23 protein-coding genes are annotated in these 26,152 nt (G+C 53.6%); 19 read left to right on the forward strand and 4 right to left on the reverse strand.

The genetic code is table 11. From position 1 onward, the window contains the following. Window positions 1-92: type VI secretion system tube protein Hcp (locus tag BLU05_RS23390; protein WP_175540726.1), on the reverse strand; the 92-nt coding region annotated here is incomplete at its 3' end. Between the two features lie 362 nt (window positions 93-454). On the opposite strand from BLU05_RS23390, the gene BLU05_RS23395 reads away from it, so the two are divergent. The 3 genes from BLU05_RS23395 to BLU05_RS23405 all read left to right on the forward strand — a co-directional run bounded on the left by BLU05_RS23395 (window position 455) and on the right by BLU05_RS23405 (window position 5,773). Further along, window positions 455-1,072, forward strand: a complete 618-nt coding sequence (locus tag BLU05_RS23395; protein WP_091885641.1) for a zinc-ribbon domain-containing protein — start codon at window positions 455-457, stop codon at window positions 1,070-1,072. A 483-nt stretch (window positions 1,073-1,555) separates the two neighbouring features. Further along, a complete protein-coding gene (locus BLU05_RS23400) occupies window positions 1,556-2,689 on the forward strand; it encodes an efflux RND transporter periplasmic adaptor subunit (protein WP_091885644.1) in 1,134 nt (377 codons plus the stop codon). Between the two features lie 9 nt (window positions 2,690-2,698). Then, on the forward strand, window positions 2,699-5,773 hold the full coding sequence (locus BLU05_RS23405; protein ID WP_091885646.1) for an efflux RND transporter permease subunit: 3,075 nt from the start codon (window positions 2,699-2,701) through the stop codon (window positions 5,771-5,773). Between the two features lie 36 nt (window positions 5,774-5,809). Here the strand turns inward: BLU05_RS23405 and BLU05_RS23410 are convergent, their stop codons facing one another. Beyond that, the gene (locus tag BLU05_RS23410) at window positions 5,810-6,460 is read right to left on the reverse strand and encodes a glutathione S-transferase family protein (RefSeq protein WP_091885649.1); all 651 of its coding nucleotides are present in this window, start codon (window positions 6,458-6,460) and stop codon (window positions 5,810-5,812) included. A 536-nt stretch (window positions 6,461-6,996) separates the two neighbouring features. On the opposite strand from BLU05_RS23410, the gene BLU05_RS23415 reads away from it, so the two are divergent. From BLU05_RS23415 to aguB, 7 genes are all read left to right on the forward strand, one after another. Then, window positions 6,997-8,016: an agmatine deiminase family protein gene (locus tag BLU05_RS23415; RefSeq protein ID WP_244518510.1), complete on the forward strand. Its 1,020-nt coding sequence runs from the start codon at window positions 6,997-6,999 to the stop codon at window positions 8,014-8,016. A gap of 214 nt (window positions 8,017-8,230) precedes the next feature. Continuing rightward, window positions 8,231-9,412 carry an ABC transporter ATP-binding protein gene (locus tag BLU05_RS23420; RefSeq protein ID WP_091885864.1) on the forward strand — a complete coding sequence of 394 codons (1,182 nt, stop codon included), beginning with the start codon at window positions 8,231-8,233 and terminating at the stop codon, window positions 9,410-9,412. Next, a complete protein-coding gene (locus BLU05_RS23425) occupies window positions 9,409-10,326 on the forward strand; it encodes an ABC transporter permease (RefSeq protein WP_091885654.1) in 918 nt (305 codons plus the stop codon). Before BLU05_RS23420 ends, BLU05_RS23425 begins: the two co-directional genes overlap by 4 nt. A gap of 3 nt (window positions 10,327-10,329) precedes the next feature. Next, window positions 10,330-11,130 carry an ABC transporter permease gene (locus BLU05_RS23430; protein WP_175540727.1) on the forward strand — a complete coding sequence of 267 codons (801 nt, stop codon included), beginning with the start codon at window positions 10,330-10,332 and terminating at the stop codon, window positions 11,128-11,130. Window positions 11,131-11,157: 27 nt separating this feature from the next. Then, on the forward strand, window positions 11,158-12,183 hold the full coding sequence (locus BLU05_RS23435; protein ID WP_091885660.1) for an extracellular solute-binding protein: 1,026 nt from the start codon (window positions 11,158-11,160) through the stop codon (window positions 12,181-12,183). A gap of 49 nt (window positions 12,184-12,232) precedes the next feature. After that, window positions 12,233-13,621, forward strand: coding sequence for an aminotransferase (locus BLU05_RS23440; protein WP_091885663.1), 1,389 nt, complete (start codon window positions 12,233-12,235; stop codon window positions 13,619-13,621). Between the two features lie 18 nt (window positions 13,622-13,639). Further along, window positions 13,640-14,521: an N-carbamoylputrescine amidase gene (aguB, locus tag BLU05_RS23445; RefSeq protein WP_091885666.1), complete on the forward strand. Its 882-nt coding sequence runs from the start codon at window positions 13,640-13,642 to the stop codon at window positions 14,519-14,521. Here the strand turns inward: aguB and BLU05_RS23450 are convergent. Next, a complete protein-coding gene (locus BLU05_RS23450; protein ID WP_091885669.1) occupies window positions 14,518-15,414 on the reverse strand; it encodes a LysR substrate-binding domain-containing protein in 897 nt (298 codons plus the stop codon). The genes aguB and BLU05_RS23450 overlap by 4 nt on opposite strands. 124 nt (window positions 15,415-15,538) lie before the next feature. Here BLU05_RS23450 and BLU05_RS23455 point away from each other — a divergent pair, with 124 nt between their 5' ends. Both BLU05_RS23455 and BLU05_RS23460 read left to right on the forward strand, forming a co-directional pair. Then, window positions 15,539-16,552 (forward strand): agmatine deiminase family protein, encoded by a 1,014-nt coding sequence (locus BLU05_RS23455; RefSeq protein ID WP_210184631.1) that lies wholly within the window; start codon window positions 15,539-15,541, stop codon window positions 16,550-16,552. Next, entirely contained in the window at window positions 16,549-17,406 is an 858-nt protein-coding gene (locus BLU05_RS23460) for a helix-turn-helix transcriptional regulator (protein ID WP_091885672.1), read from the forward strand. Before BLU05_RS23455 ends, BLU05_RS23460 begins: the two co-directional genes overlap by 4 nt. A 2-nt stretch (window positions 17,407-17,408) precedes the next feature. Here BLU05_RS23460 and BLU05_RS23465 read toward each other — a convergent pair whose 3' ends face one another. Continuing rightward, on the reverse strand, window positions 17,409-18,557 hold the full coding sequence (locus BLU05_RS23465) for a helix-turn-helix transcriptional regulator (RefSeq protein WP_091885675.1): 1,149 nt from the start codon (window positions 18,555-18,557) through the stop codon (window positions 17,409-17,411). A gap of 128 nt (window positions 18,558-18,685) precedes the next feature. Between BLU05_RS23465 and BLU05_RS23470 the strand changes: the two genes are divergently transcribed. From BLU05_RS23470 to BLU05_RS23500, 7 genes are all read left to right on the forward strand, one after another. After that, window positions 18,686-19,579: a LysR family transcriptional regulator gene (locus BLU05_RS23470; RefSeq protein WP_244518511.1), complete on the forward strand. Its 894-nt coding sequence runs from the start codon at window positions 18,686-18,688 to the stop codon at window positions 19,577-19,579. A gap of 93 nt (window positions 19,580-19,672) precedes the next feature. Then, entirely contained in the window at window positions 19,673-20,443 is a 771-nt protein-coding gene (locus tag BLU05_RS23475; RefSeq protein ID WP_091885872.1) for a pyrroline-5-carboxylate reductase, read from the forward strand. A 107-nt stretch (window positions 20,444-20,550) separates the two neighbouring features. Beyond that, entirely contained in the window at window positions 20,551-21,486 is a 936-nt protein-coding gene (locus BLU05_RS23480) for a LysR family transcriptional regulator (protein ID WP_091885678.1), read from the forward strand. A 180-nt stretch (window positions 21,487-21,666) separates the two neighbouring features. Continuing rightward, entirely contained in the window at window positions 21,667-22,386 is a 720-nt protein-coding gene (locus BLU05_RS23485) for a DUF4286 family protein (RefSeq protein WP_091885681.1), read from the forward strand. Between the two features lie 128 nt (window positions 22,387-22,514). After that, window positions 22,515-23,831: an MFS transporter gene (locus BLU05_RS23490; RefSeq protein ID WP_175540728.1), complete on the forward strand. Its 1,317-nt coding sequence runs from the start codon at window positions 22,515-22,517 to the stop codon at window positions 23,829-23,831. 42 nt (window positions 23,832-23,873) lie between these two features. Beyond that, the gene (locus BLU05_RS23495) at window positions 23,874-24,551 is read left to right on the forward strand and encodes a DUF2848 domain-containing protein (RefSeq protein WP_091885874.1); all 678 of its coding nucleotides are present in this window, start codon (window positions 23,874-23,876) and stop codon (window positions 24,549-24,551) included. 102 nt (window positions 24,552-24,653) lie between these two features. Then, complete coding sequence (locus tag BLU05_RS23500; protein ID WP_091885687.1) at window positions 24,654-26,135, forward strand: amidase; 1,482 nt, start codon at window positions 24,654-24,656, stop codon at window positions 26,133-26,135. Window positions 26,136-26,152: the final 17 nt, after the last annotated feature.

The following is a 26,152-nucleotide window of genomic DNA, read 5'->3' on the forward strand; positions in this document are numbered from 1 at the left end:
TTAAAATGAATGGCTTCGATATCCATCCACTGTTTATGCGTTTCCTGGGTCGCATCACCCTTGATTCCGTCAATCTGCAAGTAAATCGGCATTGTTGATCTCCTCCAAAGCCTGTGCACCGATATGGTTTGTAGGGGCAATCATTGCTCCCTAGAAATAGCTATCAACAATTTGGTTAGCACGTATTTTCAAAGCATTCTACTCGCCAAGTTAAATCGGTTTGCTTGTCTATGGCGCACCAGACTTTGCCGTTTAAAGACCGGGTTAGGCGGAGTGTGAACATTTGCGAATGTGAAATGCGTACAGTTCAACTATGGGGTTAAGATGTGATTATTTATTCCGAGGATGATTTGCGTCTTTCAATGCTTTCCAAGGTAATAGATTGCCAATTGATCATCTGATTTGTTTCATATTACAGTCGTAAAAACGGTTTGTTTTGAGGGTGGGGAAGCCGATGATTATTTGGGGTTCAAAAGGGCGAGTAAGAACGGTAGGGGCGGGTAACTTTAATTGTCCTGCTTGCAAAGCGCCGCGTCAGTATGAACACAAAAAAGTTCAACGTTGGTTCACCCTGTATTTTGTCCCCGTATTTCCCACGCAAACCCTTGGCGAGCATATTGCCTGTAACGCTTGTGAAAATACCTACACCACCAAAGTATTGGAGTACGATCCCGCGGTTGAAGAGGCCACCACCAAAGCCTTGGTAGCCGGGCTCTGGCGGACTGCTTTAATAGCAGTGGCTTGTGCATTTGGGCCTGCAAATATGGCGCAGGCCAAAGTTATAAATGAGGGTTTTATAAACGCCTGGAATGAGCCATCGGAGATCAGTGATATCCTGTCCGATTGTCGTGCGGCACCTTCGACAGGCATGGAGACTAATGAGGTAATGAACCGCATTTCGAGCCTACAGCCCTATCTTAATCATATCGGCAGTGAAAGTTTCTTAACACTGGCACGAGATGTATTGGAAACAGGAGCGGGCGATGAAATGGAGCGGAACGATCTTCTGAAGGAAATCGGCTTGAAACTCGATATGACCGAGGCTCACATACGCGGCATTTTGTATAGTTAGATTATTTTTCACATCTCTTTTGCTACGTGATCCATCAGTCTCTGGCAGGTAGCGATATCGTATGCGGGGAGCGAATCCTGTTTTGACCCTCATCTGCTTCGATACCATTGTTACGGTTATTTAAGATTCTTCAATATGGACCGGGCACGGCAATTAAGTTATCGTGAGGACGGTGGAGCTCAATTGTGCTCGATCAGACACGAGGCCTGCCAATGACGTTCAACTGGTCCTGGGCACTGCCGGCTTCAATCGCTACGGAGCCTATGTCATCTTTGGCTGATGTGAGATGTCGCTCTGCTGTGTCTTTCTTTACACGAATATCTGCCTACTCGACCCAGTCAATCCATATGCCAATCGATTGCCATGCAAGCGGCGGTTCACTCGCGGCCGCGCCTGCGGGACGACGTTTTCTGCGAGACGCGCCAGTACCAATATCATTCCGATCGGCTACCGGCCCGTGCCTGAAGAGTGGAGTTTGTAGTCATGATAAAACGCATGGTGATCATGCTGATCGTCATAGGCCTGATCCTGGGCGGGATTTTTGGCTTTCAGGCATTCAAAAACCGTATGATCGCGGCGTACCTGGCTAACCTCAAGGCGCCACCACAGACTGTTTCCACAATGACGGCGGCGATGAGCCCATGGCAGACGACCTTGCAATCTGTCGGTAGCTTCAATGCTGTCGAGGGCGCCAGTCTTTCCGCTCAGGTGCAAGGCATCGTACAGGCGATTGGTTTTCAGGACGGGCAGGACGCCAAGAAGGGCGATCTGGTGGTGCAACTGCTTGCTGACCAGCAGATCGCTACGCTGCAACAATACCAAGCGTCCGCAGCCAATGCGCAGATCACCTATGATCGCGACTCCCAGTTGATCAAGACGAGGACCATTCCCCAAAGTCAGGTCGACGGCGATTTGGCGACCCTGAAGGCTGCGCAGGCACAGGCCGCAGCGCAGCAGGCATTGATCGATCAATATTCCATACGCGCGCCTTTCGATGGGCGTCTCGGCGTCAAGCTGGTTAGCCTCGGCCAATATCTGGCTGCGGGCACCGCCGTCGTAACCTTGCAGTCGCTCGACCCGATCCAGTTTGATTTCTCGATGCCGCAGCAGGCTCTTTCACAGGTGAAGGTTGGCCAGGCGGTGACCGCAACAGTCGACGCTTATGCCAGTCAAACCTTCTCCGGAAAGATTACGGCAATCAGCCCTCTGGTGGACAGCCAGAGCCGCAATCTCACGCTCCGGGCAAGCTTCGCCAATCCCGATCACAAGCTTTTGCCCGGTATGTTTGGCAATGTATCGGTGGTGGTCGGTGAGCCGCAAAACTATATCGCCCTGCCGCAAACAGCCGTCACCATTAATCCCTATGGCAACGTCGTCTATGTGGTGACCGACAAGGGCAATGGTCCAGATGGTAAGCCGCAATTGGTAGCCGATCAGAAGTTTGTCACCACTGGACTGGCGCGCGGCGATCAGATCGCAGTGACCAAGGGGGTAAGCGCGGGTGAGGTCATAGTGACCTCCGGCCAGCTGAAACTGAGCAATGGTTCGCCGGTAATCATCAATAACGCGGTACAGCCGTCGAACAATCCCGATGCAGACCCTGCAAACCCTAACTGAGGCGTGGCGATGAATATCACCGACATCTTCATTCGGCGCCCCGTTCTGGCCCTGGTGGTGAGTGCGTTAATTATCGTGATCGGCTACCAGTCGTTCCGCTCCCTGACGGTGCGCCAATACCCCCAAACCCAGAATGCCGTCGTCACGGTGACCACGGTATATTCGGGCGCCGCACCCGACGTCATTGCCGGCTTCATCACCACGCCACTCGAAAACGCCATCGCCCAGGCCAATGGCATCGACTACATGACTTCGACCAGTACCAGCGGTACGTCAGTCATCACCGTGAACCTGCGCCTGAATTATGAGGCGGACGCGGCAATGACGGAAATAAACGCGAAGGTGTCTTCGGTCATCAATCAACTGCCGTCGGGCACGCAGCAACCGACAATGTCGGTTTCTGTCGGCCAGACGATCGATGCGATGTATATCGGTTTCCGCAGCGATGTTCTGGCCAGTAACCAGATCACCGACTATCTGTCGCGCGTGGTCCAACCCAAATTGCAAACAGTCACCGGCGTTCAGACGGCCGAAATCCTCGGCGGCAGAACGTTCGCGTTGAGGGCTTGGCTGAAACCCGACAAGCTGGCTGCCTATGGGCTGACAGCTGGCGATGTTCGCACCGCACTTTCTGATAACAACTACATCTCCGGTATCGGCACCACGCGCAGCCAGATGACCCAGACGGTGCTAACTGCACAGACCGATCTGCATTCGGCCGACGAATTCAATGAAATGGTGGTCAAGCAGATTGGCAGTACAATCGTACGTTTGAAGGATGTTGCGACTGTTGCGCTCGGGTCGCAGAACCCCGACGTTCAGGTTGGATTCGATGCACAGACGGGTGTCTTCATCGGCATCCAGATCGCGCCGACTGCAAATCTGCTCGATGTGATCGCGGGTGTGCGTGCGGTGTTTCCCGGCATTCAGGCGCAGCTGCCGCAGGGGCTAGAGGGCTACATCGTCTACGATTCCAGCACCTTCGTTACAACGTCGATTGACGAGGTTGTGAAAAGTCTGGTCGAGGCCCTGGTGATCGTCATCTTCGTGGTGTTCGCGTTTCTCGGCTCGCCGCGCTCGGTTGCAATTCCTATCGTCGCCATACCGCTGTCGCTGGTCGGTACCTTCGCCATGATGCTGGTCTTCGGCTTTTCCATAAACCTTCTGACATTGCTTGCTTTGGTGCTGGCCATCGGCCTTGTGGTCGACGACGCCATCATTGTGGTGGAAAACGTCAACCGTCACATCGAGGAAGGTTCGCCGCCGATGCAGGCGGCGTTGGCTGCCGCGCACGAGTTGGTTGGGCCGATCCTTGCCATGACCGTCGTGCTGATCGCCGTCTATGTGCCGATCGGCTTCCAGGGCGGCCTGACTGGTGCCCTTTTTACAGAATTCGCATTCACCCTGGTCGGCGCTGTCACCGTCTCCATGATCATTGCGCTGACCCTGACGCCGATGATGTGCTCCCGTATTCTGAAGCCGCATCTGACTGACCGCAGTGGTTGGGAGGAGCGTATCTCGGATTTCATCGATCGCCGTTTCTCGGAGATCCATCGGCCCTATGTGCGCATCCTGCATGGTAGTCTGAATACGGTACCGGTGACGCTGCTATTCGCGGCGATCATCCTCGGCAGCATCTACTTCCTTTATGCCAGCGCCAAGAATGAGCTTGCTCCAAATGAAGATCAGGGCTTCCTTGGTGCGCAGGTGACCAATGCGCCCAATGCAACGCTTGAGCAGAAAGTGCTCAATTCGGATCAAGTCTCCAAGATCTTCCGCAGTTTTCCAGAAACTGACAAGACTCTGCAGGTTGAAGCGCCGGGAACCTCGTTTGAGGGCATGGTGCTGAAGCCATGGGACCAACGCAAAAGGACGGCGAACGATCTCCAGCCCCTTGTGCAGGCTGAAATGGCGAAAATCGCCGGAGGCCAAGCGGTGGTCTTCCAGATACCGCCACTGCCCGGTGCCAGTGGCCTGCCTGTACAGTTCGCCATCGGTAGTACAGGAAGCTTCGATCAGCTTAACGATGTGTCCAATACATTTCTGCAGGAGGCACAGAAGTCCGGATTGTTCGTCTTCCTGACAAAGGATCTTAACATCGACAATCCGCAATATTCGATCCAGATCGACCGCAGCAAGGCATCGTCACTTGGCCTGTCCATGAGCAGTGTGGGTGCAGCGCTCGCATCCATGCTGGGCGGTGGCTATGTCAATTATTTCAGCATCGATAACCGCTCCTACCAGGTTATTCCGCAGGTGGAGCAGCGGTCACGCCAAACCATTGATCAGATCATGAACTATCCGATTGCAAGCGTGAATGGCGCGAAGATCCCGCTCTCGGCGATAGCAACGGTGAAACTCCAAGCGACCCCGCGCTCGGTCGCGCATTTCCAGCAATTGAACTCTGCCACCATCGCTGGTGTGCCGGCGCCAGGCGTTGCCGTCGGTGACGCTCTGGACACTCTCAAGTCGATTGCGGCACGCACATTGCCACAGGGCTACACGGTCGACTATGGAGGCCAGTCGCGCCAGTTCGTGCAGGAATCCAGTGGTATGGCCACCACGTTCGCCCTCGCGCTGATTATCGTTTTTCTGGCGCTGTCGGCACAGTTCAACAGTTTCCGCGATCCGCTGATCATTCTCGTGTCAGTGCCCATGTCGATTGCAGGCGCTCTCGCCTTCATTAGTCTTGGCATTGGTGGCGCAACGATGAACATCTATACTCAGGTTGGATTGGTCACCCTGATGGGGCTGATCAGCAAGCACGGCATTCTCATCGTTGAGGTCGCTAACACGCTGCAAGCATCCGGAAAATCCAAACGCGAGGCGGTCGAAGGTGCCTGTGGTATCCGGTTGCGTCCGATTCTGATGACAACCGGCGCTATGGTTCTGGGTGTGGTGCCGCTGATTCTGGCAAGCGGAGCGGGCGCAGCTGCTCGCTTTAACATGGGGTTGGTGATCGCCACCGGACTGGCCATCGGCACATTGTTCACACTCTTCGTGGTGCCTGCGGTTTATATGCTGCTAGCCGAGGACCACCGCAAACAGGATGCATCTGAAGCAGAGCCGGCTCCCGCGCATTGATGCGGGAGGGGCGTGAAGTGCTGGCGGCGTTATTATTCATCCGGTTGATAGGGCGGTGAATACCGTCAGCTGAGCGGCGAAAGCACGCTTGTATGCGGGGCGTGCTTCGCCGCGCGCGACATAGGCTGATAGATTTGAATACTCGTCTAGTATCCCTGATATTCTCAACCTGAGCAGCACATGCACCATCATCAGGTCGCCCGCGCTGAACGGGCCATCAAGCCACTCGGCATTGCCAAGCCGTGCGGAAAGCTCTGCCAACCGCTCACGAATACGATCATCAATGAGGGGCATGCGCTGTGCGCTCCAATTCCTGTTGCCCTCTGCAAACTTGGCAACTTGACGCTCAATAATCGGTGCCTCCACCGTGCCAACAGCAGCAAACATCCACGCGATTGCGCGTGCCCGGCCATTGGGATCATCAGGCAAGAGGCCCGGATAGCGCTGCGCGATATGGAACACGATTGCTCCAGACTCGAACAGAGCAAGATCGCCTTCTTCATAGGTTGGAATCTGCCCGAACGGATGCAGTGCCAGATGCGCGGGCTCTTTCATCGCCTTGAATGAAACAAGACGGACGTCATAAGGCTGGCCCACTTCCTCAAGGGCCCAGCGGACACGCATGTCACGCGCCAGACCTTGGCCCCTGTCGGGCGAGCGTTCGAACGCGGTTATTGTGATAGTCATCGCTGTTCTCCATTGCTTGTCTGTCTTGAAGACGAATGGCTAAACGAAATTCCGACACTTCATGCGCGAGACAATCTTCCGGGCCAGTTCATGTGCAGGTGATGGCGATTGTCGAAAACGGCAGTAACGCGTTTGGGGTACTAACAACATTGCGCCACCAGCTGTATCTAGCAGGAAATTGTTCGCACGATGTTGACTGGATGTTTATACCAAAGGCAACGCGTTTTAGTTCAACGCGCTTTTATCACATTAATACGGAAGCTGAGCCGGAGCTCAGTCAATAGCGGAAGCCTAATAGGCAATACGTATCGCGATATGCTATCAGAAGAAAGATTAGATCGTGTTGCCAAAGAACAGCCATCGGTCAGTATTGACGATAGCAGCCTGCGCATTTGTGGACAATTGGATCGGCATAAGTCCGATTCATTCCAATTCTCAGTACACGTAAATCGAGGTCACTCATGATAACCCGCCGCAATATTCTCAAAGCAACATCTGGTATCATGCTTGCCAGTGCAATTGGTAGGAGCGCAACGATGGCATTCGCCGCTGATAGTGATTGGCACATGCCTGATGAGGGTGATCCGCATACGGCGACATGGATGGCATTTGGGCCCAGTGAAGACGTCTGGGGCAAGAAACTCATGCGCGGCGCACAGAACAATCTGGCGTTGATTGCAAAAGCCATTTCTGCCCATGAGCAAGTGAATATGCTCGTGCGCGAAGAGGACCATGAAACAGCGGAGCGCCTGTGTGGTTCTGCGGTTAAATTGTTCGTGCACGAGATTGATGATTTGTGGATGCGCGACACTGGCCCGGTGTTCGTCAAGAACAGCGCAGGCAAACTGGCTGGCGTTGATTTCAACTTTAATGGCTGGGGCAACAAACAGGAACACGACGGCGACGCTGAAGTGGCGGAGTTCGTCACAGGCAAGGCGAACGTGGAAACGCTGCGCACCAAGCTCATCCTGGAAGGTGGCGGTATCGAAGTGGATGGTAAGGGAACAGCCATTATCACGGAGAGCTGTGTGCTGAACAAGAACCGTAATCCTGATGTCAGCAAGGAACAGTGCGAGGCTGAACTGAGCCGCCTTCTGGGGCTCAAGAAGATCATCTGGTTGCCGGGGATTAAAGGTAAAGACATTACGGATGGTCATACGGATTTCTACGCCCGTTTCATCAGTCCCGGTGTGGTTGTTGCCGGACTTGATAATGATCCGTCCTCCTATGATCACGCGGTCACCAAACGGCATCTCGAAATCCTCAAGGATGCCACTGATGGCACTGGGCAGAAGCTCAAGATCATTGTCATACCGGGACCAGGCAGCGTGCGCTCTCAATATGAGAACAAGGAGTTCGCTGCGGGTTACATCAATTTCTATCTGTGCAACGGCGCAGTCATCGTGCCCGAATTTGGTGATGCAAAGGCTGATCGTTACTGCCGTGATGCATTGAAAGATGCACTGCCCAACCGCGAGATCGTTCAGTTGAACATTGATGCGATTGCGGCTGGGGGCGGCGGCATTCACTGCACGACACAGCAACAGCCTGCGTAAGGTCTGATACGTCACTCCATTCGTTTTGGCTGAAATCGGGTTTCGGTATCTTTTCGCATGGGAGGATACCGGACCCAACTTGCTCGATTATATGAGGGACAGGACGGCATACCCCAACTGGGTGACTCACGTCGCAGTGAGGTCGGTCGCATACTACTCAAGACGCCATCAATAATAATGGGGAAGGCGTCTACTTCGAGGAGGTATGTTCCTGATGGTAATAGCCGCTTTCCGTCGTAATACGGCGCTGGGGTCGGATGAACAGGTACGTGTAGAGCGAAGCAGCGGTGAGACCGCACCTGCAATTCAGATTGCAGCCGAGGTAACGGGCCTTCAGAAAATCTACAATCCATCAACACCACAAGCTTTTCAGGCACTGAAAGATATCAACCTGACAATTCGCTCCAATGAGTTCTTCACTTTGTTGGGGCCATCAGGGTGTGGGAAAACAACACTTCTGCGCATCCTTGGCGGCTTTGAAGCCATGACCGAGGGAACGTGCAGGATCTTTGGTCAGGATGTGAGTTTGTTGCCGCCCGAGGCTCGGCCGGTGAACACCGTTTTCCAGCAATATGCCCTGTTCCCTCATATGACCGTGCGGCGCAATATTGCTTTTGGGCTGGAAATGCTTGGTCGGCCAAAATCCGAGGTTGCCAGCGTCGTTGATAGGATGCTGGCCTTGGTAAGCATGACTGATTATGCGGATCGTAAGCCGGATCATCTCTCGGGTGGTCAGCGTCAGCGCGTTGCATTGGCCCGTGCCTTGGCGCCACAACCTAAATTGCTGCTGCTTGATGAACCGCTTTCCGCGCTTGATTTGAAACTGCGGCAGAAAATGCGGTTGGAGCTGAAAGCACTTCAGCGCGAAACCGGGATCACTTTCATTTTCGTGACCCACGATCAGGAAGAGGCTCTTGCAATGAGTGATCGCGTAGCGGTGCTCAGTGATGGCCGTCTCCAACAGGTCGGTACTCCGGAAGAAATCTACGAACAGCCACAAAGCCGCTTTGTGGCTGATTTCATTGGTGAGTCCAATTTGCTCTGCGCAACAGTCAATCGCATCGACGGTGCATTGGTCGAGTTTCGACTTGCGGGGCTTGGCTCTGTGAATCTGAATTGCAGTGAGATTCTGCAGGTCGGTCAAGAAGTGACGCTCTCCATACGCCCTGAGCGTATAGCGCTTTCAGCGGTGCGCGGGCAGTGTGGTCTTGGTCCGGCTGTTATTTTTGATCGTACCTATCTTGGCAATGCAGTCGAGTATCATCTGCGTGCGGGCGAGCAAACATTGACCGTGCGTTCGCCGCGCGGAGGGCTGCGTGGCCTTCAGGATTTTGCGCCGGGGGACAGCGTGTTTTTGGCATTTGAGCCAAATGCACCAAAGGTGCTGACAACATGACAGCACAAGCCGAGTTGCGATCCCCATTTCGTGTTTCAAAGCGACTGGCTTTTACTGGTCTTTTGCTGCCTGCAGTCGGCGTCATCACCATATTCATGATTGCCCCGGTCGCGATTGTGTTCGTCTATTCGTTTCTCGAGCCCGCTCGCTACGGCGGAGTAGTCTGGAATTTCTCGGTTGAGGGATATCTTCAAATCCTGTTCGAACGGGATTTCGTGGACGGAAGTCTTCAATTCTCGGCCGATTATCTGGTGATCCTGTGGCGGTCGGTGTTTCAGGCGGCAATCTGCACTGTCCTGTGCCTCATGATCAGCGTGCCGACGGCTTATTTCATCGCCACACGATCCGAGCGCACGAAGCCGATATGGATATTTCTGATTACGGTGCCCTATTGGGTGAACCTTTTGATCCGGACGATTGCGCTGCTTTTCATTCTGCGAGACGACGGTCCACTCAACAAGGCTATCATGATGACCGGGCTCACAACCAGTCCGTTGCCGCTAAGCTATAACAATTTTGCCATAGGCTTGGGGCTGGTCTACAGCTTTTTGCCTTTCATGGTTCTGCCGCTCTATTCGGCATTTGAGCGATTTGATTTCCGATTGCTGGAAGCCGCTTACGATCTTTATGCCTCGCGCCGGGTGGCCTTCTTTAAAATCGTTTTGCCAGTGATGCGCCCCGGTTTGATCGCCGGAAGTCTGCTCGTTTTCATTCCATCGATTGGCTCTTATCTCGCGCCCGATATTCTCGGCGGTGGCAAGACACTGATGATCGGCAATCTGATCGGAACGCAGTTTCAGGGCGCTCACAATTGGCCCTTCGGCGCTGCACTTTCAATGATCCTGCTTACAGTCACCCTGATTGTACTGATCTGGATGGCGCGGCGCTCCGCGCGCAAGAATACGGGGTACTAAGCGATGGCTAACGCTCGTATGAAAGACATCCGCGCATTTTCCGGCTTTGGTTCAATTGCGGTTGCTGGCGTTCTTTTCCTCTATTTGCCAATCCTTTTTCTCTGTGTCTATTCCTTCAACGATGGACGCTCGGTGAGCCAGTGGAGTGGATTTTCATTTCGTTGGTACATCACGGTATTCGGCAATAGCGGCATCAAGGCTGCCGCCATGAATTCGCTCACCATCGCGACCATAGCCGCATCGGTTTCGACGGTGCTTGCGCTCGGCGCTGCAATGGCCACCGTCAACAGAAGGTTTAAAGGTGAGACGCTTGCCTATGCCACACTGACATTTCCGCTGATGGTGCCTGAAATTGTAACAGCAGTCGCATCTCTCGTGTTCTTTGTATCGTTAGGTGTCCGCCTTGGGTTCAGTACAATTCTCATCGCCCATATCGTCTTCTGTATTCCGTTTGCCTACCTGCCGATACGGGCTCGGTTGGAAGGCATGGATGCAACGCTCAACGCTGCGGCTGCCGATCTCTACGCGTCCCCAATCCGTGCGTTCTGGCGCATAACATTGCCACTTCTTGCGCCAGGTCTCATGTCTGGCTGGTTGCTGGCCTTCATTATCTCGCTTGATGATTTCATCATCACCGCGCTGGTTGCTGGGCCCGGCTCAACCACTCTACCGCTGCATATTTACGGCATGTTGCGGCTGGGCATTACGCCCGAGGTGAACGCCATTTCCACGATGATGCTTGTCGGTTCGATCGTGCTTTTGGCAATCGCGGGTGTCCTTGGGCGCTCCAGCAAGAATTCATGAGCTTCATAAAAAGGGAGAACAAATGCCATGAAATTGAATTCCATTTTACTCACAACGGCAGCAATCGCATGGGCCTCGCCAGCGTTCGCAGCCGGAGATTTGTTCATCTACACCTATGGTGAATACACACCGCCGGATCTGGTGGCCAAATTCGAAAAAGCATTCGACGTCAAGGTCCATGTCGACACGTTCGACTCCATGGAGACTATGCTCGCCAAGCTTCGCGCTGGGGCAGGTGGCTATGATATTGTTGTGGCTGGTGACCCAAACATACAGCTGATGATCAGCGAGAACATGCTCGAAAAGATCGACGTCAATGCGATGCCGAATTACGTCAATGTCGATGAACGCTGGCGGGATGTATATTGGGATAGCGGGCGTCAATATTCTGCGCCGTGGGCGTGGGGGTCGACGAGCTTCATGGTCGACAGCGCGGTTGTCAAAGGCGATATCAACACTCTGGGCGTGCTGTTCAATCCTCCTGCTGAGGTCAAGGGCAGGATCAACATGATGCGCGACGTCAACGAAGTGATCAACATTGCGCTTCGTTATCTGAACCTGCCGCGTTGTAACGAAAACCCTGAAGACATGAAGAAGGTGCTTGAGCTGCTTGAGACACAAAAGCAGTGGGTGAAAAGCTATAATTCGGAGTTCAAGGAACCGCTGGTTTCCGGTGAAGCCGTCGCTTCAATGGCGTGGAATGGTTATGCCATGCGTGCGAGAGATGAAAAGCCGTCGCTTGTCTATGTCTATCCCAAGGAAGGGTTCACCGGTTGGATGGATAATCTGGCCGTCCCCAAAGGCGCACCGGATATTGAGAATGCAAAGACATTCATCAACTTCATGATGAACCCGGAAAATGCGGCGATGGTCAGTACCTATGCCCGCTATTCCAACGGTATCAAGGGTTCCGAAAAATTTGTGGACCCGAAACTGGCAACTGCGCCGGAGTTGGCGCCCCCAGCGGGAACGCCTGCGCCTGAGTTCATTCCGAATTGCAGCCCAGCCTCGACCAAACTTTATGATCGCGTCTGGACCAAGCTGCTGAACTGATCTGACCCACTCTCCGGGGTCATATTGGCCCCGACTTCTGGAGAAACAAATGACTGCTGTATCAAACCTTAGCCGCTCAAATGACAGAACGTCGTGGGAGAAAGACCGGGATCACGTTTTGCATCCCTATACCGACTTTTCCACCTTTGCCGAAAGCGGTAGCCAGATCATCGAAAAAGCGCAAGGAATGTATGTGACCGATACTCAAGGTCGTAAATTCCTTGACGGTATTGCCGGGCTCTGGTGCGTAAACATTGGCCACGGACGGGCGGAAATGGCCGATGCCGTGTCGCGCCAGATCATCGATATGCAGTATTACAATCCCTTTGGTGCATCCTCAAATATACCGGCGGCCGAACTTGGTGCGCGCTTGGCGGAACTTGCTCCGGGCTCGCTCAATCATGTCTATTATTCCTGTGGCGGCTCGACAGCCAACGAGATGGCCGTGCGCATTGCGCAATATTATTTTGCCATGAAGGGCATGCCCTTCAAGCGCAAGATCATTTCCCGCAACAATGGCTACCATGGCGGTACGTATATTGCGGCCAGTCTGACCGGTATTCATGGAACGAAGTATGGTTTCAATCAGGTTGGTGAGGATTTCATCCATCATGTTTCCGCCGCTGATCTTTATGCCAAACCATCAAGTATGACAGACGGGGCCTATTGCGACTTCCTTGTCAACGAGTTCGAAAACAGGATTTTACAGCTTGGTCCCAACAACGTAGCCGCGTTTATCGCGGAGCCAATTATGGGGGCGGGCGGGGTTCTTGTGGCGCCCGTGGGATATCACGCGCGAATGCGTGAGGTTTGCGATCGCTACGAGGTTCTCTACATCGCTGATGAGGTCGTCACGGCATTTGGCCGTCTGGGCGAGTGGTTCGCCTCCGCATCGGTCTATAACTATCAGCCTGACATCATCGTATGCGCCAAGGGGATCACGTCGGGTTACATTCCGCTTGGGGCCACGCTGATTTCCGATGAGATTTACGACGTGATCAGCCGTCCGCAGTGTGAGGGCGGGGTGTTCTCCATGGGGCTGACCTATTTTGGCCACCCAGTTGCCTGTGCTGCGGCGCTGAAGAACATCGAGATCATGGAGCGTGAGGGACTGCTTGCGAATGCAGCGAACACGGGCGCTCATCTGCAGGAAGCTGCGAAGAAGCTTCTGGATTTGGACATTGTCGGGGACGTGCGCGGTCGCGGTCTGATGTTGGGGATCGATCTGGTTACCGATAAGGCAACCAAAGCCCCACTTCCGGCATCTGAAAACGCAGCCGAGCTCATTTTCATGGGATGCATTGAACGCGGCGTCATTGTGCGCCCGGTCGGTAGTCGCATCATTGTATCACCGCCGCTGATCATTGATAGCGCGCAGTGCGATGTGATCGTTGCGGCGATAGCAGATGCAATCAAAGATTTCATGGCAGCACGTTAATCGTTAAAGGAGAGACAGATGCGAAAGCTGACGGTTGCTGCGACCCAGATGGCATGCAGTGACGATATCGATGATAACATCCAACGGGCCGAAGACCTTGTTCGGCTGGCCGCCGAGGACGGGGCGCAGATCATCCTGCTTCAGGAGCTTTTTCAGACCCCGTATTTTTGCCTTGAACAGCGGCTTGATCATTTTGATCTTGCGCGACCTTTGGCGGATAATCAGGGGGTTGCCCATTTTCGCGCCCTGGCGAAGCAGCTTGGGGTCGTACTGCCGATTTCCTACTTTGAACGGTCAGGGGCGGCTTATTATAATTCGCTGGCAATCATTGATGCTGACGGCGCGTTATTGTGGAACTATCGCAAGACACATATTCCACAGGCACTCGGATATCAGGAAAAGTTCTATTTCAGCCCTGGTGATACGGGTTTTCGCGCCATCCAGACCAAGTTTGCGCGTATTGGATGCGGCATATGCTGGGATCAATGGTTTCCCGAGACGGCCAGATCGCTTGTCCTGAAGGGTGCTGAACTTCTGCTTTTTCCGACCGCCATCGGCAGCGAGCCGTTAAATGCAATGCTTGATTCATCTGGCCATTGGCAGCGGACCATGCAGGGTCACGCAGCAGCAAATATCGTGCCACTGGTTGCATCCAACAGAATCGGGACGGAGGCAGAGGGGGAGACCTCGACGACGTTTTACGGCAGTTCGTTTATAGCCGATCATACTGGGGAAAAGATCGCCGAAACGAATAAAGTCGATGAGACTTACCTCACAGCCAAATTCGATCTGGATGAGATCGAGGCCTATCGCCGTGCCTGGGGTGTGTTTCGGGATCGCCGACCGGAAATGTACACCGCGCTGCGGACCCTGGACGGGCAAAGCATCATCGAACGCTAAAGGTCAGGTGCATCTGCCTGCGTTATGAACCAGTCCCACAATTCGGTAACTCCGGGGCGTTTCAGGTTGCGCGGGTGTGCGAGGAGATAGTAGGAGCGGCTGGAAGGTACTGCATTGCCAAGGGTCACCAGATCGCCGTTCTTAAGCCGCTCGGCTGCAAGACGCATGCTGCCGAGACAAATTCCAAGACCCCGGGCGGCGGCATCCAGCACCATGCCGGAATCTGAGAAATTGAGCCCTTTGACGAAGCCGGGCCTTATGACACCGGCGGCAACGAACCAGTTCTGCCAGTCTTCCTCCTCCTCGTGATGCAGCAATGGGAAGTCCTGCAAGGTGCGCGGGGTAACGGTATCAGGCAAACGCCGCCGCAACTCCGGGGAGCACATTGGCCTCAGTTCATCGCCGAATAGCCTGATAGCAACCAGTCCATCCCAACTGCCGCGTCCGCGTGCAATCGCAAAGTCGATCTCGGAATGCGTGACATCGGGTTCAGAGTCCGAGGTCACCAGCCACGGCTCGATATTCGGCAAGTCGTGAATAAGGGTCGCAACGCGCGGCATGTACCAGCCGGTTGCAAAAGCATGGGGCATCATGATCACGATCGACCCGGGCTTGGTGTAGAAATCCAATCGTCTGATGCCAAGGCGAAGTGTTTCCAATGCTGAAGCTGCAGTTCCTCGCAGATCCCGTCCGGCATCTGTCAGTTCTACCTTGCGGTTAATTCTGTGAAACAGCAGCTGTCCCAACTGATTTTCGAGCGCTTTGATCTGATGGCTCACCGCCGATTGAGTCATATTCAGTTCGATGGCCGCCAGTGAAAAACTCTCCAGTCTGGCTGCCGCTTCAAAGCCGACCAATGCACCGAGAGGTAGATTTCGATAGGTGGAATGCATGAATATCTCTCATGGAATAGCTGAGAATTTCGCGTTTGAATAACAGAAAATCCTCGGATTAACTAGAGATAGAGCATCAAGACCAATTTAATTGATGAGAAATTTCTATTCAAAGGAAGCGCCAGTGACCAACCAGACGCCACGCCAGGCAGGCTTTAAAATGCCCCCGGAATGGGCCGCACACAAACGTACCTGGATGATGTGGCCATGCCGCGCAGAGATATGGACTGATATTGATGCCACCAGACGCGACTATGCGGCGGTGGCCCATGCAATCCGTGAATTCGAGCCGGTGACAATGTCTGTTCGTCCGGAAGATTTTGCCGGGGCGCGGGCTATGCTTGACGACAATATTGATATCATCAAGGCCGACATTAATGACAGTTGGGCGCGCGATGCTGGTCCGTGCTTTCTGCGCAATGCGGATGGCCAGCGGGCCGGCACGCAATTCCGCTTCAATGCCTGGGGTGGAAAATATCATCCGCATGATGGGGACGCTGGATTTTCTGCAATTGTTTGCGACACAGCCGATGTGAAGTCATTTACGTCGAACCTCGTCGCTGAGGGCGGCGGCGTCAGTGTTGACGGCGAGGGGACAATCATCACGACCGAGACTTGCTTTCCCAATATCAACCGCAATCCCGGTTGGACCAAGGAGGCAATCGAGAATGAGTTGATGGAGATGCTTGGCGGCGAGAAGGTAATCTGGTTGCCCGGCAATCCTCTGGAAAACGAAACTGATGGCCATGTTGATGGTATTGCCGTTTTCGTCGCTCCCGGTGTTGTTCTGATGGAAAGCCCCGGTACCGAGCCGAACGAATGGAATGATTATATCCAGAAGAACCTTGATGCGATGGAAGGTCAGACGGATGCCAAAGGACGGCGGATCAGGATCGTGACCGTGCCCGAAGCTGTCGAAGCGCCTTCCGATCATCCGAAGTTCTGCCGTTCTTATGTCAATTCCTATCTGGTCAATGGCGGTGTGGTCATGCCCGTTTACGGTGTTGCCTCCGACACGCTGGTGCGCGGCATCTTCCGTTCACTCTTCCCGGAACGCCGCGTGCGCGAAGTGCGGATCGACTCCATTGCCATTGGCGGTGGCGGCATTCACTGTATTACGCAACAAGAACCCGCATGAGTGCGCTTGCCCGACAGGAAAGCATCAACTGGAGTAATCGAATGGACCATTCCACGACCAGCCAGATGACCTATATAGCCAATGCAGTGACAGCGGTCGGTAGTGGCGGCTTTCCGGAGATGCTTGGCAATCTATGTCTGAGCGTGTTCAACTTTGACAGTATTTTTATTTCGGTGTTCTCGCAAGATTTGCCACCGCGTCAGCTCTATTCCAATCTGGATGCCGAAGCGACGCGGCGCACAGTTGGTCCTTATCTAAGCCACGCCTATTTGCTTGACCCGTTTTATGGGCTCTTCAAGTCCGATATCGGCAATCGTGTCGTCAGCCTCGAGGAATGTGCGCCCGATGATTTTAAAACAACCGAATATTACAAAATCTTTTATTCTGAGATTGGCCTGCGTGATGAAGTGACCATTTTTGTTGGTGCCGGGAACGGCACCAGCATTGCTCTATCTCTTGGGCAACGCTACTCCGACGTGCATTGTCCTCCAGAGGCAACTGCGCAACTGGATGCGTTGTTGCCCGTTATCGCGGCACTGTGCCACAAACATTGGCCCAATCTCGATGTTCCTGGCAATCAGGCTTCTCCCGATATGGGACTGGTGTTTGACCGCTTTGGCACCACGAGATTAAGTACCCGCGAAGCTGAGATCGTTCGGTTGATGCTGAAAGGACATTCAACAAAATCCATTGCTCGTTTGCTCGGCAACAGCCCGGAAACGATCAAGGTTCATCGCAAACGCATCTACGCCAAACTGAAAATTTCCTCTCAGGGTGAGTTGTTCTGCAAGTTTATTGGCGCACAGGCGGCAGCGCCAACAGAGGCGGAAGCGGCTACAATGATGCTTTCATAAACTTAGTCCGGCAACTCGGACCTGATAAGAGCAGGCGCGGTATTCTTGAGTAACGCAACCAATTGGCTTTGCTGATGCGTGCCGGTCTTGTGAAACAGCCGCTCCACATAAGCGCGCGCCGTGGAGTTCTTTAGGTTTGTCATCTTTGCTGCGTCTTTCAGCGAAAGACCTGACGCAATCAGACAAGCCAATCTGGCTTCGGATGGGGTCAGCTTGAAAACAGCGCGGATATGTTCGTTCAGACCTTCCGAATTCGCCATATGTATTTTCTTCATGACGACAGTCGCGCAGTATCCCCTAGTGCCCGTTGGGAAGGACGCATCGAACGCTGGCGCAACTTCCAGAACACAGTCTGCTCCCGCCGCGGTTTCCGAGCTTTTTTCCAATACGATTCGTCCTTCTGAGCCGGTTGTCCCGCCACCCACGCCGTACCCACAGGCTTCAGCAATCAGTTTTCGCAGTGGACGAAGAATATCGGGCTTGGCTGCAAGAAATCCATCTCGTAGCGTCAAGGCTGTCTCGTCGGTTGTGAGCCAGGCTTTGGCAATATCATTGATTTCAAGAATGCGCAGGTCTGGAGTAACCAGCATTATGCCGAAAGACAGACGTGAAAATGTAGAACGCAATGCGTTCGCGACTTTTATCTGCTTGTTAATCAGGCTTGCCCGTTCGAAATGCGGAACCAGCAGCTCAAAAATTTCAACATCCTTGTAGTTGCATGTGTTGGGTTTGGCATTACGCTTTATATCAATCAGCATTGCATTGTCAGTTGTACGGTCATCGTATGATCTATCATGGGGATTGTGCGATTTTACCCGCGTCTTGCCAAAGTCGCGGCGGCTATATTGGCTGATATCAAAGATGTTCGTGCCGGAGGAGAGTTTCTCGGAGCCTCTGGCGAAAGAAAAATTGCTGGCGGCTTGAGACTGATCCAGACCATCGCCGTAATTCGGGAAATAGCCATGGCCCGGATTGGCTGAAAATGCATTGCTTGCCAGCTTGTAAATGGAGTGATTGGTGACTGGTATGCTGGGGCTGTCCAGAAATTCGCGTATCGTCTTGACCGCAGGATTCCATTGTTCAGGATTGTGGGCAGCCTGATAAATCAGGCCAATCAGTTCAGTAACCTGCGCAAGCGTCGGTTCTATCATGCCAAATCCTTCTGACGGCTAATTCTGTTTGGTGCGCTAAACCTGCTGGCATCCGTTGGAAAAGCGCACCCAACTTTGACATCCAGAGAGGTTGGAACTTAAGCTGAAATTTCAGATCAAGAAAATTAATGTTGAAGGTATCTGACATTATCGTTCATAATGCTTGGATGTCGCGAAATCTGGATATCGACCTTCTCAGAACATTTATGGCGGTTGCTGATCATGGCAGCATGACGGCCGCTGCAAATGCACGTTACCTAACGCAGAGTGCTGTCAGTCAGCAGATCAAGCGATTTGAGGATATGCTCGGATCGCCCCTTTTTGAACGGAATCGCCGTGGTCTTCGACTGACACCCCCAGGCGAACGACTGCTTACCAAGGCACGGCGTATTCTGGCGCTTAATGATGATATCTGGTCGGAGATGACAGCGGATGCTCTGCAGGGAAAAGTCAGGCTTGGTTTGCCCTATGATCTCGTCAGCGTCATCACCGTGCCGGTTCTGAAAGCTTATGCCGAAGCTTATCCGCTCGTCGAAGTGTCTTTGATGTGCGCGTCTTCACCTGAATTAACGACTGCGCTGGACAGGCGGGAGGTCGATCTTGTCCTTCTCGAAGAGGAAGTCGATTCAGATCAGGCTGAATACTCGCGTGTGGAGCAGCTTGTCTGGATCGGTGCCAGAAATGGCGGAGCGCATTTGAAGACACCCCTGCCTGTATCGATGGTCGCTGAAACCTGTGCGTTCCGCCCCGCGGTTCTTTCTGCACTCGGGTATCAGGCGCGACCGTGGAGAACAGTCTTCGAGAACGGTAATATTGAGGCGACCATGGCCATGGTGCGGGCTGACCTTGCTATCACAGCATTGTTGACCAGTACGGTTCCGGCGGATCTTCGCATATTGACAGTCGATGACGGCCTTCCTGATCTGCCCCAGTTTTCTATCGGTCTGCATATAGCGAAAGGCAGTGTAACGTCGCCCGTATCAGAAATGGCGAAGTATATTCGCGCTGGCTTGACCGGTTGAGTTGGCATCTGCCTACCTGTTTCAAAGCGTTTGCAAAGCTCGGCGACTGGATTGCATTATGATAGATGGGATACGTCAACACTGCGGGGAATGATGAAGTTAGGTTTTGTAGGATCTGGTGCGATCACCGAGGCAGTTATCACTGGCTTGATGAAATCAAGATCGGATATCAGTGCTGTCGTGGTTTCGCCGCGCAGTGCGCACATCGCATCCCGGCTGGCAGCGAAATTTCCCATCGTGCGCATGGGAATGGACAATCAGGATGTGATTGACAGCGCTGATATCGTGTTTCTTGCAATAAGACCGCAAATTGCCGAAGAAGTGATAGCCGAGCTTAGATTTCGCGAACATATGCAGGTCGTGAGCTTTATTGCTGCCGTCCAAATCGAGACACTCGCCAGCTGGATCAAGGTACCAGTCACGATTACCCGGACAATCCCGCTGCCATTCGTGGCTGAGTTACAGGGCGCGACGGCAATCTATCCGCCCAACGACCTGATCGCTGACCTGTTTTCCCCGCTTGGCGTTGCAGTTCAAGCAAAAGACCTCAAGCAGTACAATCTTTTTGGGGCAGCGAGTGCGCTGATGGCCACGTATTTTGGGTTGTTGGAAACAAGCGCCCGTTGGCTTGAAGCGGAAGGAATGTCCTATGATGAGGCGAGCAGCTATTTAAGACAGCTGTTTGGCGGACTGTCCCATGTAACGGGCGCATCGCAGGCGCAATCATTCGAGGAAATGGCGTCTGAGTTTTCGACAAAGGGCGGTCTCAACGAGCAGGTGTTCACCGAATTTACCGACAATGGTGGAACAAAGGCTCTGACACTCGCTCTTGAATCCGTACTCAGGCGCATTGAACAGAGGTGATTGAGCGAAACCTGTTGGCAGTCCGTTGGTCGTCTCCCTTTGCTGATATGAGGTGTGCCGCGTCTTTTTCTACCAGGGCTTAGCTACCCAAATTGGAGACTATCGGTATGAACACGCGATTTCTGGAAGCATTCGTGTGGGTGGCGCGACTGGGCAGTTTCCGTAGTGCGGCTGACCGGCTCAATATGACACAAAGCGCCATTTCCAGCCGTATCGCCTCACTCGAAAGCGAGTTCGGAAAACGCCTGTTCGACCGCGAAGTTCGCGAAGTTCGCATTACAACCGCAGGACGCATGTTGCTCGACTATGCGGAGCGCATCTTGGATCTCTCCCGTGAGATGAATGGGGCATTGGCGCCCGGTGCCAAGCTAACCGGTACCGTACGCATTGGTGCTGTCGAAACCATTCTCTACACTTGGCTCATCCCATTTCTGGAGCGTGTACGTCAGGCGCATGGGGAACTGGAAATCGAACTGACTGCGGAGCCGACGATCCGGCTGCACGAACAGTTGCGGCGAGGGCAGCTTGATATTGCCTTGCAGACCAATGCCATTCTGGGTGACGGAATTCTCAATCAGCGGATGGGAACGATGCCGATGGCGTGGATCGGCAGGCCCGATGACGATTGGGGCGACGGAAGTCCATTGCCTATTGCACGATTTGTCCAACGGCCAGCCATAACAATGTCACGGGGATCGCAGCCTCACGACGCACTTTTGCAGGCTTGCCGGGATGCCGGGATTCAACCCAAACGCGTGCATTGCGTAAGCTCACTTGCTGCAATATCGCGTTTGGTGAGTGCAGGTTTCGGTGCGGCACTTGTGCCTTTGGCGCCTTTCCGTGACGAACTGTCTGCAGGACGATTGGTTGTTATCCCATGCGCCACCCGCATGGTTCAACTGCATCTTATGGCCAGCCTTATGACAGACCCGAGTAGTCAGACAGTCGAGGTCATCGGCGCCATGGCGCGGCAGGAGGCTGCGCAGTATGCGCTCAGTGTAGGCCCTGACTTCGCTATCCCCGGACCCGAGGAAAGCAGATAGAAGCTATATAATTCATAAGCTTAGCTGTTTTCTTGGCTTTAAAAGATGGTTTGTGGGAGCCGAAAATTGATTGCCCGGCTTCAAACAGTTTTATCGATCACTCGTGATCGGAAAAACGCGTTTGACCCAAACTCACTTGTTCGTTGTTCTTTACCTCATCATTATGGAGGCATTGATCAAATGACAGGACCAAACACCGCAACGCAGGAAGAGGCAGTTCCAGCACCGTCGGGTATGCTGTTTGTCTGGTCTGATGTCGACCCTTCGGGCGAAGATGATTATAATCGATGGTATGACCGGGAGCATGTGGAAGAACGCGTGCGCATTCCGGGTTTCAGTTCCGGCACACGGTATCAGATTATTGGTGCGGGTCGCCGTTACCTCGGTCTCTACAGAACAACGTCCCTCGATGTTTTCGCCAGCCCCGCCTACGAGAAAGCCTTCACACGTCAGACCCCATGGTCTGTAACCAATCTGGGCCGGATGATTGATCCGATGCGCCGCGTCTGTTCTGTGACTGCCGAGACAGGATTTGGAACCGGAGCATATCTGGCGGTTCTGCGGCTTGATCGGTTGCCAACTGAAATGGAAACCGTGGCGCTTCGTGGGGCAGGGGCAATTGTTCAGGAGCTGCCGGGTGTTATTTCCACGTCGCTTCTTATTCCGGACACGATCAAATCCACGCCATTGCCCAATGAAGCGAGAGATGGACGTGTTCTCGATCCCATCCTGTTGATTGAGGCCAGCAGTGAAAACGCGGTTCGCGAAGCTGCCGCCAAGGCGAGCAATTTCATCTCACCTGGCACATCCTTGCAAACGGCGTTCCTTGAGTTGCTGTGGCGACTGCAGGCATCCGACTTGTCGTCACATTTGAGCGACACGCAGACCGTCGCCGCTTAAACCGCTCACTTTGGCTCTGGACCAACCAAGAAGGACTAAAACTGAAATGCCTCGCACGCCCATCTTCGCAAGGGCGTGCCCTCCGACGAACAATCTTACCTACAAGAAAAACAATAGAGGGGTTACTCATGCAAACTGTAAGCACTGTCGACCACATCCAAGCACCCGCTCATTCCCAAAATCAAACCAAACGGCTGGCCACAGCCAGCATGGTGGGTACCACGCTTGAGTGGTATGATTTCACCATTTATAACACTATGGCGGCGCTGGTATTCAGCCACCTGTTCTTTCCCAATTTCGATCCGTTGGCAGGAACCATCCTCGCCTTTTCGACCTATGCAGTTGGTTATGTGTCGAGGCCCTTGGGCGGCATTATATTTGGTCATCTTGGCGATAAGCTGGGCCGCCGTGCGGTACTGGTGGCAACATTGATCGCAATGGGCCTGACAACCGCTCTGATGGGTCTGCTTCCAACCTATGCATCAATTGGAGCACTCGCGCCGCTGCTTCTGGTTGCACTGCGCTTCCTGCAGGGCGTCGCTCTCGGCGGCGAATGGGCAGGGGCTGTTCTGCTCTCGGTGGAGCATGGCAGGCAGGATCGGCGGGGGCTCAATGCATCATGGACTCAGGTAGGTCCGTCATTTGGGACATTGCTTGGCACAGGTTTGATTGCAGCGATTACAGCGACGATGTCTGACGAGGCATTCCTGGCCTGGGGCTGGCGCATTCCTTTCATCGTCAGCCTTGCTCTGGTCACGTTCGGCCTTTGGGTGAGGAGTGGGGTAGGTGAGTCCCCAATGTTTAAGAGCCTAGAGGAGTCAGCGGCCAAAGCAAAAGCACCCATCAAGGAAGTCCTGAGTCTTCACTGGCGTCGTCTGCTTCTTGCCGGCGGGTCCCGTATCGGGTCTGATGTCCTGTATGGTTTGATTGTCGTCTTTACGCTGACTTACGTTACGACCGTATTGCATCTGCCGCGCTCAACGGCCCTCGTTGCTGTGCTCATTGGCACTGCCTGCAACGCCATAGCCGTGCCTTTCTTTGGAGCCTTGTCGGACCGTTGGGGACGGCGCACGGTTTATGGTCTTGGTACAGCTGGCGCTATTGTTTGGGCGTTTGTGTTTTTTATGCTTCTCGACACGGCGCAACCGCTGATGATCGTTTTAGCTGTCGTTGTCGGATTACTTCTACACGCCGCCATGTACGGGCCACAGGCCTCCTTCGTGATTGAGCAATTTCCGACCAGAGTTCGCTACAGTGGTTCATCCCTCGCCTATACATTTGCGGGGATTGTCGGTGGTGGTTTTGCGCCCTTGATCATCGCGGCATTGTTCCAAAATTATAACCACACCGTCGCAATCTCTCTCTACGTGGCTGGCGCTTTGTGCGTAACGGGTCTTGCCCTGTTGTTTGCCCGTGAAACAGCACGCAGGCCACTGGAAGACTAATTGCCCTTTCAACCGGATGATCCAATAAACAGGAGCTTTGTCATGAATGTCCTTTCCTTTGTACTACCTGACGGCCGAGAGTTGCGTGCTCCAATCAACTCTCTCGTCATTGCGGGCTGGGCGGGACGCAATGTTGCGGCCGTCGAGCACCATATCGAAGAACTCGCGGTGCTGGGTGTTCCCCGGCCCAGCACCGTGCCACTCTATTATCGGGTCGCGGCAGATCAGTTGACGACCGCCTCTGAAGTTGAGGTCCTCGGGCCTGAAAGTTCGGGGGAGGCAGAGATCATGATTTTGTCGTTGGACGGAGAACTCTTCGTTGGTCTTGGATCAGACCATACGGATCGCAAGGTGGAAACTTATTCCGTCGCAGTCTCGAAACAACTTTGTACCAAGCCTGTGGCACGCGCGTTGTGGCGATTTGAAGAGGTGGAAAAGCACTGGGACGAATTACAGCTTCGATCATGGATTACGGTTTCTGGTGAACGCGTTCTCTATCAGGAAGGTAGCGTGGCATCGCTGTTGAATCCCGGGGAATTGATCCGCCGTCATACCGAAAACGCACCCCTGGCGTCCGGAACAGCGATGTTCTGCGGCACCTTGGCAGCGATCGGGGGAATAAGGTCATCAGATCGGTTCGAAATGGAACTGAATGATCCCGTGTTGAAGCGGACAATCAGGCACACATACAATGCGCACGTCTTACCTATGGTCGCTTGAAGACGATATTGTGAGAGGCTCCTGCCTAGCTCTCTTCTCCCCTACCCAATAAGCTGAAACAATTAGCCGAGCTTATACTCCCACCACCAACACGAGGGGCACATGATGGATAAAGAACGGCGCGCGATCCTTCAGGCAAGTGCTATTGGCGCAGCCATGGCTGGCGTCAATTCTTTCCTTCCCCATGCGCTCGCGCACAATGCTTCTACATCAGGAAACTCCATGCACGATCGATCGATTACGGACCTTTCACGCAGCCTTTCAGAGGGCAAAATCACAAGCCGGCAATTGGTTGACGAAGCGTTGGCCGCGATCAATGACCCTAACGGTGAAGGCAAGCCTTCATTCATCAAGGTTCATGCCGAGAAGGCGAAGCTCGCGGCTGACGCAATCGATGCAAAGCGCAAGCAAGGTCACAAGCTGCCAGTTCTTGCCGGTATCCCCATATCCGTGAAGGATTTGTTTGACGAAGCTGGAGAAACGACACTTGGCGGATCAACGGTGTTGATTGGTCAGCCTGCTGCGACGAAGGATTCCGTTGTTGTCCAGCGTTTGAGAGAGGCGGGGGCTATTATAATTGGCCGTACCAATACGGTCGAATTTGCCTACACAGGTCTTGGCATCAATCCACATTACGGCACTCCCAAAAATATCTTCGATCGTGCAACCGGACGCATTCCCGGGGGTTCGACGTCAGGGGGCGCCATTTCCGTAACGGACGGAATGGCGGCCGGTGCGATTGGTACGGATACAGGCGGATCACTGCGCATCCCCGCTGCTCTCAATGGCCTTGTCGGCTTCAAGCCGACACAGCGGCGGGTAACACTCGATGGCGTCATGCCGCTTTCAACGTCTTTTGACTCCGCAGGTCCAATTGGATGGACCGTAGAAGATTGCATCCTGCTGGACAGCGGCATCGCGGATCAAAAACTGGCAGCCCCCAAAAGTCTGGCTTTGAAAAATTTGCGGTTTGCTGTGCCGCAGGTTTATTTTCAGAATGACCTTTCGCCTGAAGTGGCAAATGCTTTTCATGCAGCGCTATCGAAATTGTCAGCCGCAGGCGCAAAAATCGTCGAGCTGCCGATGGCTGAATTTGAGATGACGCCCACAATCAATCCCAAAGGAATGATAACGGCCTCGGAAGCCTATGCCTGGCATCGCAAATTCCTGAAGGACGGAGCAGACAAGTACGACCCTCGCGTTCTTGCGCGGATCAAGACTGGTGAAATCATACTGGCCGCCGATTATGTTGATCTGCAAACATTGAGGCGCCAGTTCATACGCAACGTTAATGCTGCTGCTGCGGGTTATGACGCCATGCTGATGCCGACGACGCCAGATATCGCGCCGCCCATCGCTGAAGTCATCAAGGACGACGAGACCTATTACCGGATCAATGGACGCATGCTGCGCAATCCATCCGCGGTTAACATCTTCGACGGCTGCGCCTTGTCGGTCCCATGCCATGAGGCTGGAAACGCACCGGTTGGACTTATGATCGCTGGAATTCAGAATCAGGACCAGCACATCCTGGCTGTCGGACGATCAGTTGAATCCGTAGTCGGGCCCTCCCGCAGACGGTAATACAGTTCTGCAACGGC

It is taken from the genome of Phyllobacterium sp. OV277 (genome assembly GCF_900104355.1).
Classification (GTDB): domain Bacteria; phylum Pseudomonadota; class Alphaproteobacteria; order Rhizobiales; family Rhizobiaceae; genus Phyllobacterium.

What these genes read in the sequence shown, in the direction of transcription:
- BLU05_RS23420 (WP_091885864.1), top strand. Translation starts at nt 8,231, where the DNA reads ATGGTAATAGCCGCTTTCCGTCGTAATACGGCGCTGGGGTCGGATGAA.
- BLU05_RS23410 (WP_091885649.1), bottom strand. Translation starts at nt 6,460, where the DNA reads ATGACTATCACAATAACCGCGTTCGAACGCTCGCCCGACAGGGGCCAA.
- BLU05_RS23450 (WP_091885669.1), bottom strand. Translation starts at nt 15,414, where the DNA reads ATGCATTCCACCTATCGAAATCTACCTCTCGGTGCATTGGTCGGCTTT.
- BLU05_RS23405 (WP_091885646.1), top strand. Translation starts at nt 2,699, where the DNA reads ATGAATATCACCGACATCTTCATTCGGCGCCCCGTTCTGGCCCTGGTG.
- aguB (WP_091885666.1), top strand. Translation starts at nt 13,640, where the DNA reads ATGCGAAAGCTGACGGTTGCTGCGACCCAGATGGCATGCAGTGACGAT.
- BLU05_RS23500 (WP_091885687.1), top strand. Translation starts at nt 24,654, where the DNA reads ATGATGGATAAAGAACGGCGCGCGATCCTTCAGGCAAGTGCTATTGGC.
- BLU05_RS23395 (WP_091885641.1), top strand. Translation starts at nt 455, where the DNA reads ATGATTATTTGGGGTTCAAAAGGGCGAGTAAGAACGGTAGGGGCGGGT.
- BLU05_RS23470 (WP_244518511.1), top strand. Translation starts at nt 18,686, where the DNA reads ATGTTGAAGGTATCTGACATTATCGTTCATAATGCTTGGATGTCGCGA.
- BLU05_RS23435 (WP_091885660.1), top strand. Translation starts at nt 11,158, where the DNA reads ATGAAATTGAATTCCATTTTACTCACAACGGCAGCAATCGCATGGGCC.
- BLU05_RS23425 (WP_091885654.1), top strand. Translation starts at nt 9,409, where the DNA reads ATGACAGCACAAGCCGAGTTGCGATCCCCATTTCGTGTTTCAAAGCGA.
- BLU05_RS23475 (WP_091885872.1), top strand. Translation starts at nt 19,673, where the DNA reads ATGAAGTTAGGTTTTGTAGGATCTGGTGCGATCACCGAGGCAGTTATC.
- BLU05_RS23440 (WP_091885663.1), top strand. Translation starts at nt 12,233, where the DNA reads ATGACTGCTGTATCAAACCTTAGCCGCTCAAATGACAGAACGTCGTGG.
- BLU05_RS23465 (WP_091885675.1), bottom strand. Translation starts at nt 18,557, where the DNA reads ATGATAGAACCGACGCTTGCGCAGGTTACTGAACTGATTGGCCTGATT.
- BLU05_RS23460 (WP_091885672.1), top strand. Translation starts at nt 16,549, where the DNA reads ATGAGTGCGCTTGCCCGACAGGAAAGCATCAACTGGAGTAATCGAATG.
- BLU05_RS23400 (WP_091885644.1), top strand. Translation starts at nt 1,556, where the DNA reads ATGATAAAACGCATGGTGATCATGCTGATCGTCATAGGCCTGATCCTG.
- BLU05_RS23480 (WP_091885678.1), top strand. Translation starts at nt 20,551, where the DNA reads ATGAACACGCGATTTCTGGAAGCATTCGTGTGGGTGGCGCGACTGGGC.
- BLU05_RS23495 (WP_091885874.1), top strand. Translation starts at nt 23,874, where the DNA reads ATGAATGTCCTTTCCTTTGTACTACCTGACGGCCGAGAGTTGCGTGCT.
- BLU05_RS23490 (WP_175540728.1), top strand. Translation starts at nt 22,515, where the DNA reads ATGCAAACTGTAAGCACTGTCGACCACATCCAAGCACCCGCTCATTCC.
- BLU05_RS23485 (WP_091885681.1), top strand. Translation starts at nt 21,667, where the DNA reads ATGACAGGACCAAACACCGCAACGCAGGAAGAGGCAGTTCCAGCACCG.
- BLU05_RS23430 (WP_175540727.1), top strand. Translation starts at nt 10,330, where the DNA reads ATGGCTAACGCTCGTATGAAAGACATCCGCGCATTTTCCGGCTTTGGT.
- BLU05_RS23415 (WP_244518510.1), top strand. Translation starts at nt 6,997, where the DNA reads ATGGCATTCGCCGCTGATAGTGATTGGCACATGCCTGATGAGGGTGAT.